This window comes from Candidatus Filomicrobium marinum (genome assembly GCF_000981545.1).
Classification (GTDB): domain Bacteria; phylum Pseudomonadota; class Alphaproteobacteria; order Rhizobiales; family Hyphomicrobiaceae; genus Filomicrobium; species Filomicrobium insigne.
The window spans coordinates 2,797,579-2,811,072 of record NZ_LN829119.1 but is presented as its reverse complement, the minus strand read 5'-3'; the positions used below and the strand labels follow the sequence as shown (position 1 = coordinate 2,811,072).

Annotated in this window: 10 protein-coding genes; 6 read left to right on the top strand and 4 right to left on the bottom strand. The window is 58.7% G+C overall.

Translation table 11 applies throughout. The features are described 5' to 3' along the window. Positions 1-56 precede the first annotated feature (56 nt). Positions 57-980 (bottom strand): tRNA (adenosine(37)-N6)-dimethylallyltransferase MiaA, encoded by a 924-nt coding sequence (gene miaA / locus YBN1229_RS13190; protein WP_046478859.1) that lies wholly within the window; start codon positions 978-980, stop codon positions 57-59. A gap of 73 nt (positions 981-1,053) precedes the next feature. On the opposite strand from miaA, the gene serB reads away from it, so the two are divergent. Further along, positions 1,054-1,971, top strand: coding sequence for a phosphoserine phosphatase SerB (gene serB, locus YBN1229_RS13185; RefSeq protein ID WP_046478860.1), 918 nt, complete (start codon positions 1,054-1,056; stop codon positions 1,969-1,971). A gap of 19 nt (positions 1,972-1,990) precedes the next feature. On the opposite strand, the gene YBN1229_RS13180 is transcribed toward serB, so the two are convergent. Beyond that, on the bottom strand, positions 1,991-3,931 hold the full coding sequence (locus YBN1229_RS13180; protein WP_052743931.1) for an ABCB family ABC transporter ATP-binding protein/permease: 1,941 nt from the start codon (positions 3,929-3,931) through the stop codon (positions 1,991-1,993). A gap of 182 nt (positions 3,932-4,113) precedes the next feature. Further along, positions 4,114-6,006 carry a LysM peptidoglycan-binding domain-containing protein gene (locus YBN1229_RS13175; RefSeq protein ID WP_046478861.1) on the bottom strand — a complete coding sequence of 631 codons (1,893 nt, stop codon included), beginning with the start codon at positions 6,004-6,006 and terminating at the stop codon, positions 4,114-4,116. Positions 6,007-6,416: 410 nt separating this feature from the next. On the opposite strand from YBN1229_RS13175, the gene YBN1229_RS13170 reads away from it, so the two are divergent. The 5 genes from YBN1229_RS13170 to YBN1229_RS13150 all read left to right on the top strand — a co-directional run bounded on the left by YBN1229_RS13170 (position 6,417) and on the right by YBN1229_RS13150 (position 12,544). Beyond that, positions 6,417-7,076, top strand: coding sequence for a TIGR00730 family Rossman fold protein (locus tag YBN1229_RS13170; protein ID WP_082101135.1), 660 nt, complete (start codon positions 6,417-6,419; stop codon positions 7,074-7,076). Between the two features lie 124 nt (positions 7,077-7,200). Continuing rightward, positions 7,201-8,175, top strand: coding sequence for a zinc metalloprotease HtpX (locus tag YBN1229_RS13165; RefSeq protein ID WP_052743930.1), 975 nt, complete (start codon positions 7,201-7,203; stop codon positions 8,173-8,175). 187 nt (positions 8,176-8,362) lie between these two features. Beyond that, a complete protein-coding gene (locus YBN1229_RS18730; RefSeq protein WP_152025009.1) occupies positions 8,363-9,640 on the top strand; it encodes a DUF6600 domain-containing protein in 1,278 nt (425 codons plus the stop codon). 71 nt (positions 9,641-9,711) lie between these two features. Continuing rightward, on the top strand, positions 9,712-10,692 hold the full coding sequence (gene meaB, locus YBN1229_RS13155) for a methylmalonyl Co-A mutase-associated GTPase MeaB (protein ID WP_046478863.1): 981 nt from the start codon (positions 9,712-9,714) through the stop codon (positions 10,690-10,692). A 349-nt stretch (positions 10,693-11,041) separates the two neighbouring features. Continuing rightward, a complete protein-coding gene (locus tag YBN1229_RS13150; protein WP_076605339.1) occupies positions 11,042-12,544 on the top strand; it encodes a DEAD/DEAH box helicase in 1,503 nt (500 codons plus the stop codon). Positions 12,545-12,623: 79 nt separating this feature from the next. On the opposite strand, the gene YBN1229_RS13145 is transcribed toward YBN1229_RS13150, so the two are convergent. Beyond that, positions 12,624-13,454, bottom strand: coding sequence for a MipA/OmpV family protein (locus YBN1229_RS13145; RefSeq protein ID WP_052743929.1), 831 nt, complete (start codon positions 13,452-13,454; stop codon positions 12,624-12,626). Positions 13,455-13,494 lie beyond the last annotated feature (40 nt).

Sequence of the window (13,494 nt, the reverse complement as noted above, 5' to 3'; positions counted from 1 at the left end):
AGGCCGGCGGCCGGTCAGGCCTGCCCAGTCCGCCCTATGTGGCGGATGCAGCGAGGTCAGTCAACGAAACTAAAGCCTGATCGCTTAATTTGTTCCATTTCTTTCGTTTGAATCCATTTCCACGAAATCATATTTCGCCTCAGCCACGTTAGCTGCCGCCGAATGTAATGTCGGGTATCTCGACACGTGAGCCCCGAAGCCTCTTCAAGGGATATTTCTCCTGCTGTGCACGCCATCAGCGGTGCCAGCCCCAATGCCCGGGTTGCCGGCAAATCGGGATCAAGTTGCATTGACCTCATAAGGACGACCTCTTCCAAAGCTCCCTCAGAGATCATCTGGGCGAAGCGGGTATCCGCACGAGCATAAAGGTCCTCGCGGGGACGATCGACGACGAGGCCGACATACTCCTCGGGGCTAAGGAGCGGCGTGCCGGGCTTTTCCTGCCACTGTGCCAATGGTGTTCCCGTGGCTTCGTACACCTCAAGGGCGCGCACGATGCGCTGGCGATCGCTTTCGCGCAGCCGCGCAGCCGTAATAGGATCCCGGCGGCATAGCTCCTGATAAAGCTCTCCCACCGGGCGTTCACACGCCGCCTGCCGCCAGTATCTGCGTATCTCGTCGGGTATGGATGGCACTGGGGAAAGGCCGCGTGTCAAAGCCATGAAGTAAAGGCCTGTCCCGCCGATGATAATCGGGACGCCCCCCGAGGCGCGCACATCGCGAATTGCCGCTTCGACATCTTTTAGCCAGGTAGCAACGGAATAATTTTGGGTGACACTGACGTGGCCATAAAGGCGGTGCGGCGCAATTTCCTCGTCGGCGGGCATCGGACGGGCTGTCAGAATCCTTAGCTCCGCATAAACTTGCATTGAATCGGCATTGATAATCGTTCCGCCGCAGGACTTGGCGATGGCTATCGCTAAGGCCGACTTGCCGCTTGCTGTCGGCCCTGCGATAAGAATTGCCCGATTTTGTTCCATATGACTTAGCTTAACCCGAGCTCGCTCAATCCGCGAGACAACGTGGCCCTCCTTACCGGACTTTTGGCGCGCGATGACCGATTCCAATGGGCAGATTCTTATCGCAACGTGCGCACACGATGCACCCTGCCTTAACCGAACGCTGACGGATACGATGGCGCGGCTTCTCGCCAAAGACGCCGTCATCGATCAACGGTGGCTGTGTGAAGGCGAGGCGTGGGAACTCAAATTTGTCGCCCAGGCCGATGGGGGCGCGCACGTCAAGAAACAAGCAAAAACAGCTACAATCGGCCTGCCTGTCGACATCAATATCGTACCCGACGAAGGTCCCCGCCGTCGCAAGCGCCTGCTGCTGGCCGACATGGATTCCACCATCATCCAGCAGGAGTGCATTGACGAACTCGCCGATGCCGTCGGTCTCGGGGACGAAGTGGCTAGCATCACCGAGCGGGCGATGCAGGGGGAACTGAATTTCGATGAAAGCCTTCGAACGCGCGTTGCATTACTCAAAGGGCTCTCGTCGGACGTGCTTGAGGCTGTGCTCGGGACACGTATTTCGCTGATGCCGGGAGCACGCACTCTGGTGGAGACAATGAAAGAGCACGGCGCGTTTTGTGCCCTCGTCTCCGGAGGGTTTACAATTTTCGCCGGACGTGTGGCGGAGGTCGTCGGCTTTGATGACCATCAAGCCAACGTGCTTGAGATCGCGGACGGCACGCTTTCGGGCCGTGTTGTTGAACCCATCCTCGGCCAGGAAGGCAAGCGAGACGCGCTCACACGCTTTGCCAAAGAGTTGAATATTCCCCTTGGCGATACGCTTGCCGTAGGGGACGGCGCAAACGATCTCGGCATGATAGCTGCAGCTGGCCTAGGAGTCGCGTTCCGTGCGAAGCCCGTCGTTGCTTCCGCTGCGAGGGTTTCTCTCAACCACAGCGATTTACGTGCCCTTCTGTATCTGCAGGGCTATGGCCGCGAAGAATTCTCCAGCTAGGGCTGACAGCAGACATCCGTCATTCAAAGGTATCGTATGCGTCGGCCTTCCGGGGAATGGCGCCTACACGTTCGGCTTCTTCTATAGCGTGGGCCAATTCCTCGCGGGCCTTCTCGGCTTCGCGCTGCCGGTTCCAGAGGCTGGCGTAGAGCCCGCCCTTGGCCATCAACTCGCCGTGGGTGCCCTGCTCAACAAGCTGTCCCTTTTCCAAGACGAGAATGTTGTCGGCATGCACGATCGTTGAGAGGCGATGTGCGATGACGAGTGTCGTGCGGTCCTTGGCAACCTGATCGAGCGCGTCCTGAATTTCCTTTTCCGTATGGCTATCAAGTGCGCTGGTGGCCTCGTCCAGGATCAAAATTGGCGGTCCCTTAAGCAAGGTCCGCGCAATTGCGACGCGTTGCTTTTCACCGCCGGACAATTTGAGGCCACGCTCACCCACCATGGTTTTGTAGCCGTCGGGCAGCATCCTGATAAAGCCATCGATCTGGGCCATTTTGGCCGCCGCCATGACCTCCTCTTCATTCGCATCAGGGCTGCCATAGCGAATGTTGTAGAGAATGGTGTCGTTGAAAAGAACTGTGTCCTGAGGCACCACGCCTATGGCCGCTCGAAGAGAAGTTTGCGTGACCTTATTGATGTCCTGTCCGTCGATCGTCACACGGCCGGAATCGATGTCATAGAAGCGGAAGAGTATGCGGCTGATCGTCGATTTACCCGCCCCAGAGGGGCCGACGATCGCCACCATTTTTCCTGCCGGCACCTCAAATGAAATGTTTTTGAGGATCGTACGCTCGCGATCATAAGAGAACGACACATTCTCGAATCGGATAGTTCCTTCCGTTTGGACGAGCGGGCGCGCGTCCGGCGCGTCACGGACTTCAGGCTTTTCGCGCATGATCGCAAACATGACTTCGATATCGACCAAGCCCTGTTTGATCTCTCGATAAACCATGCCCATGAAATTCAGCGGCATGTAAAGCTGGATCATCAGCGCGTTGATCATCACGAAATCGCCGATGGTGTGCGTGCCGGCGGCAATGCCGCGAGCGGCCATCCACATCACGGCGGTCATGCCGGCCGTGAAAATTGCGGCTTGGCCCGTGTTGAGGATGGCAAGGGAGTAGTACGTCTTGATCGCAGCCTGCTCATAGCGCGCCATGGACTTGTCGAAGCGTCGCGCTTCCAGATCCTCGTTACCGAAATACTTGACGGTCTCGAAGTTCAGCAAGCTATCAATGGCCTTCGTGTTGGCCTCGGTGTCGCTGTCATTCATTTCGCGGCGAATAGCTATACGCCACTCCGAAGCTGCGAACGTGAACCACATGTAAAGTGCGACTGTCGCAAGAACGATCAGCACGTAGAACATGTCGAAGTAAAAGAACAGGATTCCACAGACGAGGAGCAGCTCCATCGCGGTGGGCACCACGTTGAGAATGCCCATGCGAATGATGAGCTCTATGGCGCGCGCGCCGCGCTCCAGGACACGCGAGAGCCCTCCGGTACGCCGTTCAAGGTGAAAGCGGAGACTGAGACGATGCAGGTGTTCGAAGGTTTTCTTATTCAGCTCGCGGACAGCGTGCTGTCCGACCTTCGTGAAGAAGACGTCGCGCAGCTGATTAAGCGCCATCATCACGACGCGCGCGACGCCATAGCTCAGGATGAGCCCCGTGATTACCAGCGATAAAGTTCCGACCGTACCAAGTTCACCGTTAGCCACGCGCGTCAGTTCATCGACTGCTTCTTTGTAGATGATCGGTGTCGCGACCGTGATCAGCTTTGCAACGAGCAGCATTGCAAAGGCGAATACGACGTTGCGTTTGAGGTCCGGCCGCGCCGCCGGCCAGACGTATGGCAGCAGACCTTTAAGGACCATCCAGTGATCCTCGCGCGCACCCAATAAGGTGTGGTCAAGCGGAGGACCGCTGGGTGAACGACGGGATGCGGAACGTGGACTCATTTAGCCTTCTTAGCGGCGCGAGGTGTGAACGGCATTGCCAGTTACTGCGAAACGTGCGCTGGCAGCAATATCCAGCCTCCGCTGACAATAGTTCAGAAGCAGGCGCACTCGTGCCGGTCGTTGGATCGGGCCCACCTTCTAACCCGCCACATCGTCTCTGGCCAGTGGTGCCGTGTCGGCCTTTAGCGGCGGTGCACTCTCAGACGCGGCAACCAGAGCCGCTGGCACGGATAAATCCAGCGTGAATGCCTGATCTTGCGGCGGTTCGCGCGGCGGATACGTTTGTACAGGTAGCCTGCATTGTAGTGGCGTTCCGCGATGCCCCAGAGGGTATCGCCATACGCCACGATGTACGTCCCAGGCGGGGTAATGGTGCGTCCTGCTCTCGGATTGCTGCACCAGCGATACCGATCGAGCGCTGGCTCACCTTCGCGCTTGCTGCTGCCATTAACATCGCGCTCCGCCACCCTCACGTCTATTGCCGACTGACGGTCCGGCTTCTCGCCGGGCATTGGTACGGCTGCCGCAACGATCCTGCGCGCTTCCGGTACAGGGGGGAGCGAAACGGTTTGCTCTCGATGAGACAACTGGCGCGGCTTTGCTTCCGGCAGGGCGATGCTCGCGACGTCTTCAGCCGTTATGTCCGCGGTCGCTGGAACAGCCTCAGCCACGTGTGATTGCGATGCTTTGGCTTCAGGTGCAACGGACAGCTCGGGTTGGGCCGGTTGGCTATGCGCTGTCTCATCAGTTTGGGCGGCACGGAGCGTCGGAGCGATGGTCACCGCGTCCATTTCCGTCGGTGCAGGGAATTTTTCACGCTCGGCAAGGAGCTCCTTCAGCGCGCGTGCATTCCCCGATTCTTGGTCTGCGCTGTGAGCAACACGTTGACGTTCTTCTTCAACCTGACGCTGCTCTTCCGCCGCCCGGCGCGCTAGTGCTTCCGTCTCAGCGGCGACCCGCTGACGTTCGGCTGCCTCCGCCGCGCGGCGGTCCTCTTCCTCCAAACGGCGCGTCTCTGAGGCCTGTCTTTCTTCTTCTGTCTTGAGCGCGGCGTGACGTTTTTCGTCGACCTCTCGACCCGCCTTCGTAGTTGTCGCCTCTTCTGCAGGCTGCTCCGTTTGGTTTGATAGAGCAGCTACGTCTGTGTGTCCGTCTGCAGGTGCTTTCTCGCGGACAGCAAGCCGCTCGGCAGCTCCGCGCCTTTTCAATTGGTCAACCAGCTGCTCCTGGTATTCACGGTTAGCTTGCTGCAGCCAATTCATCGCGATCTGGATATAGCTGACACCATCATCCGGACGTTCAGGAAGCGGTGGCTTGACCGCTAAGTCTTGTTCTGGGTTTTGGGCGATGCTCCCGCGGCGGTTGGGATCGGACAGCCCGGCGATCAGCACTTCATTGTATTCACGCCTAGCACGCGCGAACCACCCCGCGATGCCGCTGTAAGAATTTCGCGGCTCGCTCGTTTTTATATCGCCATCGTTCCGCTCGGGAACCTGACCGCGCTGATCGCTTTTAGATGTTGTCGGCTTTTCAGCCGTCAGTTTGTCAAAATAACTGTTGGCATCGCGCGCCAATTCGGCGGCGCGACGACGGGTAGCCGCGTTGGGTGGCTCCACATCGGCGTGTGACACCGTATCCGGTGGCGCATAAACGGGCGGTGCGAGTTGCGGGATAGCGATGCGTACTTCTTCCGAACTCTTAGGTGTTGCGCCCGGCGAGGACGTCGCGACCGCCATCGCGGCATAATCCCCCGGTGGAAGGGACTGAGCGAGGGCAACGCGCCATTGGCCTTCGCCATCAACGCGTGTCGCTACCGTCCGATCGCCGTCGATATAGAGCGTGATCTCGTCGCCCGGCGCACCTGTGCCCTCAAAGCTGATATCCGCCGGTAACGATATGATAATGCGTGTAAAGGTCGGGATTAAACTCGCAGCCGCTTTGTCGGGGGGTTGCGCCCATGCACGCGACGGCGCCAACGCGTCAGAGAGCGGCGTTTCGCCCGTCGACGCCAGGATCTTTGTTGCGGACTGCTGTGGCGATGCGGGAACAAGGACGGGGCTATGCGCGTTCACCACGCACACTAAAACTCCCGTCATCCAACAAGCCGCCAGCACCACTGGAGGACGTGGCAAGTACATCGTACCGTCCCCCCAACGGACAGAGCGTAATAACTTGAAATTCCCCGTATTTTTTAACTGCGCACCCTGTGATGTACGCAATTGCCGGGAGCTTAGCGGAGAAGCTGACGGCAGCCAAGACGGAGGGGGCAACACCTCCACAATGCGTTGCAGATCGGCCTCTCATTTCCCCCGCGTCTTCTTAGCGATCAACCGATTGAATAAGGCCCCGGCGCCGCCATGCCCCTTTTCGGCCCAGAGTAATACCTAAATAATAGAGGAGGGCTCAGCGCTTCGTCAGGTCGTCATCGCAATGGTGCAAAACGATCCGGCAGCGTCATGCCCCTTCCCGAAGGAAAAAAGACACTATGCAGAAGAAAATTCGTTCCGAGTCAAAGGTTCACTTGCAGGCTCCCGCCGCGCGAGGCCGGGGCGGACTGAGGAATATTTGTGTTTATTGCGGCTCCGGTCCCGGTTCCGTGCCAGTCTACGCTGAAGCGGCGCGCACCCTTGGACACGATCTGGCGCGCTCGGGCATCGGGCTCGTCTATGGTGGCGGCGGTTTAGGGCTGATGGGTGAGGTGGCGGAAGCGACAATTGCTCACGGTGGCCGTGTTACGGGTATTATTCCGGAATTTCTCACGGTACGCGAACACATGCTCCGCGCCGCAGACGAATTGGTCGTCACGGCCAACATGCACGAACGCAAACAGCTTATGTTTGATCGCTCAGATGCGTTCGTCGCTCTGCCTGGCGGCGTGGGTACGCTGGAGGAACTCGTTGAGCAGCTCACGTGGTCGCAACTCGGTCAGCACCAAAAGCCGATCATTATTGCCAACATCAACAATTTCTGGGATCCGCTTCTCACTCTTTTCGAGCACATGAAAGCGCAAGCGTTTATCCGTGAGACCCTGCATCTGAAATTCACGGTGGTTTCGCGCGCTGAGGACATTGTCGATGCTGCTGTTGAAGCGTGCGAATCCGCGCAAAATGGGGCTTCAGAAGAATCCGTACTTGCTAAGTTTTAAGGTCGGGCGACACCCGACGAGCGCGGAACTATGATTGCCGACATAGGGCTCGCCATGGCATCCTGCATGGTGCGCCCTAGACCGTTCGGCAAGACGCGTGCGCTTAGTCATTCGGGGTTTCAGTGTGTCCAGTCCGTTGCTTGATCCGGCGCAAGTAGAAGCGCACCAGCGCAGCAACTTTGTGCATTCGATTTTGCTGATCGGCGGCATTGCTCTCGTTCTGGCGGCGGGCGCCTATCTGCTGTTCGGAGCGGGCGGCATCGTTGCGGCATTCGTCTCGGTGGGCGTACTGTCGCTCATTGCCCCCCAAATCCCGCCAGAAATGGTGATGCGGCTTTATCGTGGAAAACTTCAACCGCCGGGACACGACCAACTTTCGCGCATCATCGATGAGTTGAGTGCTCGTGCTGAGTTACCCGCACGGCCTGACTTCTACGTTATTCCGAGCGCCACATTGAATGCGTTTGCGACGGGCAATCCGAAACATTCAGCCATTGCAGTGACGGAGGGTCTCCTGCGGCGGCTGACAATGCGCGAGATCATCGGCGTCATCGGGCATGAGATGAGCCACATCCGCAATAATGATCTGTGGCTAATGAACGTGGCCGATGTCATGACCCGGTACGTACAGGTGATGTCGTATGTTGCGCTTTACTTCGCGATCACCAACCTGTTGGCGCTTACGACGGGCGACATGACCGTGTCATGGTTTGGCATTGCGTTGCTCTACCTCGCACCCGCCCTATCGAGCTTGTTGCAGCTGGCGTTATCGCGAACGCGCGAATTCGACGCCGACCGGGAAGGCGCAATGTTGACGGGCGATCCCTTGGGGCTCGCCTCTGCGCTCAGCCGACTAGACAATTCGACAGGGCATTTTTGGGAAGATCTTGCCTTTCCCGTGCCGGCTCGACGAACGCCGCAGCCATCATTGTTGCGTTCCCATCCGCTGACTGAAGAGCGCGTATCCCGCCTGCGCAACCTCGTGCCTCAAGAGCGGATGCCGCAGCTTGGCATCGTCGAAGAACCCATGGTGTCCCTCATTGGCTGTGGCCCGATCGAGATGCGGCCGCGGTATCGGTGGCCCGGCGTCTGGTTCTAGTCGCCTCGAGTAGAACACGCCGTGAACAGAATTTTGTTACCCCTCATTATTCCGTACAATTTTCCCATATAATGATTTGAAATCGGAGTTTCCGTCAGCGCCTGAGACGGAACTGATAGCGTTTGCGGTTTGGCGTGGTCCGCCGGCTCGTCAGCATGATCCGAACGCCCATCTGGAAGGAGGTATCGTGTCTTGCCGACCAATTACATCTCTTCTCTCATCGTTACGCATGGTGACGCTCGCAGCAGTAACTGCGGTTGCCTCTCTTACTTTGTTTGCCGTCGTAACGTCGCAAGAAGCCTACTCTGACCAAACCTCGTCCGCACCGAAGGCGGATGTTGACCTAGATGTTCTCATTAATGCGGTATCGGATTTTGGCCGCTGGCAGCAGCACGATGACTTCGGCATCGTGTGGATCCCTAATGTCGATGAAACATGGCGACCCTACACACTTGGTCAGTGGGCCTACGATGAACAATCCGGCTGGACATGGGTTTCCGAGGAGCCCTTCGGCTGGGTGGTGTACCACTACGGCCGCTGGTCACGCGCTGACAATCTAGGGTGGTTCTGGGTTCCGGGAACGACATGGGCTCCGGCCTGGGTCGCCTGGCGCGAAACGGATGAATATGTCGGCTGGGCCCCGCTGCCTCCCGACCCTCCCACGCGTTCCGACTACCGAGGCCCACGATACGTTCCTCACACGGTTATCTATGAAGACCCGCTATATGAGCCGTTCTGGGTATTTGCTGCTTATTCGCTGTTCGTTGAACCTCACATCTACCGGCATCTCGCACCCCGGCACCGGTATCACCGCTTTTATCGAAACTCTCGCCGCGGCCCCTATGCGCGCTGGAGGCACCGCCGCGTCGTAAACCGGGGTGTTTCACTGAGAGATGTTCGTCGGCGCGCGCATCGCGATGTCCGCCCTTCGCGTGTCGTCTATTCGCACGATAAACGCGCGCGGCGCCACGCGCATCACCGCGGCAAACGTCAGATCCGACAGGTTTATCGCCCTCGGAGCCACGCGAAGCAGCATCGCCGTTCGGCGCGCCAGGATATCAAGAGCCGCGTTCGTAAAATCGAAGAACGTCGTGCGCGCAAGCATCGCAGCAAAACCCATCGGGCCAAACGTCCGGACGTCCGGCGCTTCAGAGATCGTCGCGCTGTTCATAAGTCGCGCAAAGCGCGCTCGGAACGGCGTGCCGAGCATCGGGCACGCAACACGCGGAAAGCGGCCAAGGTCAAGAAAAACGCTAGGCGGCATATCAAGCGCTCGGTCAAACGCAAAAAGCAAACCCGTGCCAATCAACACATAAAACGCAAACGTAAGGCCCACCGCCGATCGAAAGCACGGTCGCGTGTACATAAGCGGCACAGGGCGAATAAACGCGGCCGGGCGAGCGTAAAACGTCACCAGCGCTCCAGGGGTGGGCACAAACGAGGTGGCCCGCGGAAGCGACGTTAAGGTTGTGAGTTAACCGGTGCTTTCTGGCACTCTCTTGATCACTGACGCCGGTACGCGTATCAGCGATTGCCATGAACCAGAATAAGCCCCACGTGGCGGAGCAGCCCCCGGCACAGGTTGCAGACGCTTCAATTTCGGATCAGGTCGCGCGGCTCCTCGCCGGCGAGCGGCGAGCTATCGCGTCCGCTGTCACGGAACTCGAACGTCTTTCGACGTCGGCTCCGGCGTTGCTGCGGGCTCTTCAACCGCATCTGGGCCGCGCGCTCGTTATCGGCCTGACTGGTCCTCCCGGGGCAGGGAAGTCGACGCTTGTCAACGCACTTATCCGGCATGCTCGCACCCAGAACCTTAGAGTCGGCGTCATCGCCGTCGATCCGTCGAGTCCGATTTCCGGCGGCGCTATTCTGGGCGACCGGATCCGTATGACGGCAGCGCTGGATGATGATGGTGTGTTCGTGCGTTCGCTCGCGAGCCGAGGTTATCTTGGCGGCTTATCGCCGGCAGCCGTTCGGATCATTGATGCGTTAGATGCGGCGGGCTTTGACCTCGTTCTGTTGGAAACTGTTGGCACCGGGCAAAGCGAGGTCGATGTGGCGGAAGTCGCCGACATTCGCATCGTTATTTCGGCGCCTGGGCTCGGTGACGATATTCAGGCGATGAAATCCGGCCTTCTGGAAATCGCGGATATTCTCGTCGTCAACAAAGGCGATCGGGACGGCGCAGAGCGGACGATGCAGCAGCTCATGGGCGCTCTGTCGATCCGCGCGGGCAATCGCTCCGAGGTGCCGGTTCTCAAAACCACGGCGACAACCGGTGCCGGCGTGCCAGAGCTTATGACGGCGATTGAAAAGATCGGTCAACCAATCCTTGCGGAAAACGCCGTAGATCGCCGCCGGCGCCGGGCCCGTTATTTAATTGCTCGCGCCGCCGCAGATTTGGTCGCGCAACGTATCAAGTCAGACAAGGATGGCGGTGTCGACAAACTGGCTGACGAGATCTTGACCGGTCAATTAAGTCCGACTGATGCTGCACGAAAGCTAATCACTCCGTGAGCAATAACGAAATACTCGTGCTGCATCAGTGTATTATAGCGTTTGTCGGGGTGCGTGGCCGTGTGGTCACTGCGGCAAGCGGCCACTCTAGTTTCCGTTGACTTGTGCGACGCAGCATGTGACAAGGCAATCGTCGCTCAGAGAGCGGTTCTACGCTCCAGATGCGTGATGGGATTGAAGGCACCGTAAAGCTTTCGCCGATGTCCCCTGCCGAGCGAATATTCCCTACTCATCCTGACAGCCCTTAGTCACGCGGGTTGTCGCCAGAAACCCCGCGTCTCTCGTTGGCGAATTACCTTCGCCAACTGTAGGCGGCCGTTCGCGCGAATATTCGCGAGAAGGAATACATTTGACTTCTTTTCATGAACTTGGCCTTTGCACCGCGCTTCTCGAAGTGCTCGACGCCGAAGGCTACACAAACCCGACGCCAATTCAGGCGCAAGCTATTCCCAGTGTCCTGGCAGGCAAGGATTTGCTCGGTATCGCACAAACCGGTACTGGCAAGACCGCTGCCTTTTCTTTGCCCATTCTGCAGCTCCTAAGCCAGAATAAGCGCGCGCCTATCCGGCGTGGGTGCCGTGTACTCGTCTTAAGCCCGACCCGCGAACTGGCAAGCCAGATCGGAGATTCGGTCAAAACGTACGGCCGCAAGCTTGGGATCTCGCAAACAGTAGTTTTCGGTGGCGTTCCCGCCGGTCCGCAACGACGCGCAATGGCGCGCGGCGTTGATGTGCTGATCGCGACGCCTGGTCGGCTTATAGACCACATGCAGGAAGGCGACATCGATCTGTCGGCAACAGAATTCCTGGTACTCGATGAAGCCGATCAGATGCTCGACCTCGGCTTCGTGAAGCCTATCCGTCGCGTCGTCTCTTTTATGCCGCGACAACGACAAAACCTGTTCTTCTCTGCGACGATGCCCACAGACATCGGCAAACTCGCAGGCGAGCTTCTAACCGATCCCATAAAAGTTTCCGTCACGCCGGAATCAACGACCGTCGAGCGTATCGCTCAGAGAGTGATTCACGTGGAACGTCCTCGTAAGCGGGCGCTTCTCTTGGATCTCCTGGCCGATCAGGGCATGACGCGCACGCTTGTCTTCACACGTACCAAGCGCGGTGCAGATCGGGTCGCGCGTCAGCTCGAGGTCGCAAACATCCCTGCGGCTGCCATTCATGGCAACAAGAGCCAAAGCCAGCGTGAGCGGGCCCTTCACGCGTTCCGTAACGCCAAGATCCGCGTGTTGGTCGCTACCGATATCGCAGCGCGCGGCATCGACATCGATCAAGTCTCTCACGTCATTAATTTTGAACTTCCCGAAGTCCCGGAAGCTTATGTTCACCGTATCGGGCGGACTGCACGAGCTGGCACGTCGGGTGTCGCGATTTCCTTCTGCGACGGCGAAGAGCGCGGCTTGTTACGCGACATCGAACGCGTTACCCGCCAGAAGATCCCTTCAGAGGACCGCCGCGGCGACCAAGCATTGGCCGTTCGTTTGCCGGAAGTCCGCGAGCCCGAGCGTGGTCCCGCCAGAGGCGCCGCCGGTCGTCAGGGACAGCCGCATCGTTTTTCTCGCAACGGTGGCCCGCGGCGGAGGGACGGCCACGCAGAAGGTCGCGCCGACCAACTCAATGGTGCTCCTGCTCCTCGCGCGCCCGGCCACAAGCGAGCCGATGATAACGCCTCGGCGCGGCCCGAGCGGGCCCATCGCGGTTCGCCGCATGCGCATGCTCATCACCGTGGAGAGGGTCAGGGCAGTGGCGGCGGACATCGCGCCAACCAGAACCGGCCCCGCCGGGGTGGTGGGGGTAGACCCTGGACGTCTGAAAAGAACGTCGAACGCGCACAGTAACGCTTGATATAAAAAAGGGGCTGGTTCTTCGAGAACCAGCCCCAAATTCTTTGAGACGTTATCGCTAAACGCTTGCGGCTCAGTAGCCGCCGAAATCAAAGCGGTATGCGGCGCCGATCATGCCCGAGAACTGGTTTTCGGTTTCCACGATCGGGCTATCGGCTGCGTCACCGAGCAAGCGGCCGTAGCGCGCGCCAGCCCGCAATTGCCAGCGATCTGTCAGGTCGATCCGTGTACCCAATTCAAAGTGAACGTCTTTGATACCGCTGGACGCATCATATGCTGAAAGACCGGCAACCGAAGACGCGGACTGCGCAGCGGATATGCCGAAGTAAGTGTCCATATAATTGTCGTCAGCAAATGTCGCGCCAACGCGCGCTGTGACGATAGCGTTGCTGGCAACGCGCTGTTCGATTTCGCCACCGAACCGGATCTGGTAGCCCGTGTCGTCCCCCGACACGATGTGGTGATAGGAAACGTCGAGCAGTACGACACCAAAGCGATAGCCTGCGTAGGCACCCAAGACGATGCCGTCGTCAACATCACCTAGTCCACGGAGCAGGTCGCCGTCGTCCTCGTCCCGTCCGAAGGCATAGCCGGCAAGCGGGCCCACCTCGAAACCACCGGTTTCAAACACCCTCAGGCGAACGTCATCCGCGCCACGGATTTTGATGCGGTCTGCAAATCCGTTACCACCGCCGAACTGCGGAAAAATTATAGGGAAGCCGTAGACGTCGTATTCGTCCGAGCCTTCATATTTCGGTTTGATCGCGACGACGCCGCCAAGGCCGACACTCATGCCGGATGGAGCGTCATACCCGTCTTGCGCAACAGCTGGCGTCGCAGCAGGCAGAGAAACCGCAAGGGAAAGCGCTAACGCCCCAAAGCAAATCGAACTCGTTTTCACCATGTTCGGTCGCGGTGCCCCATTTTACAATTTTCACCGCGGA

Bases quoted from the DNA above. Each gene is read 5' to 3' on its own strand.
- miaA (WP_046478859.1), bottom strand. From the start codon at position 980: ATGGAACAAAATCGGGCAATTCTTATCGCAGGGCCGACAGCAAGCGGC.
- serB (WP_046478860.1), top strand. From the start codon at position 1,054: ATGACCGATTCCAATGGGCAGATTCTTATCGCAACGTGCGCACACGAT.
- YBN1229_RS13180 (WP_052743931.1), bottom strand. From the start codon at position 3,931: ATGAGTCCACGTTCCGCATCCCGTCGTTCACCCAGCGGTCCTCCGCTT.
- YBN1229_RS13170 (WP_082101135.1), top strand. From the start codon at position 6,417: ATGCAGAAGAAAATTCGTTCCGAGTCAAAGGTTCACTTGCAGGCTCCC.
- meaB (WP_046478863.1), top strand. From the start codon at position 9,712: ATGAACCAGAATAAGCCCCACGTGGCGGAGCAGCCCCCGGCACAGGTT.
- YBN1229_RS13145 (WP_052743929.1), bottom strand. From the start codon at position 13,454: ATGGTGAAAACGAGTTCGATTTGCTTTGGGGCGTTAGCGCTTTCCCTT.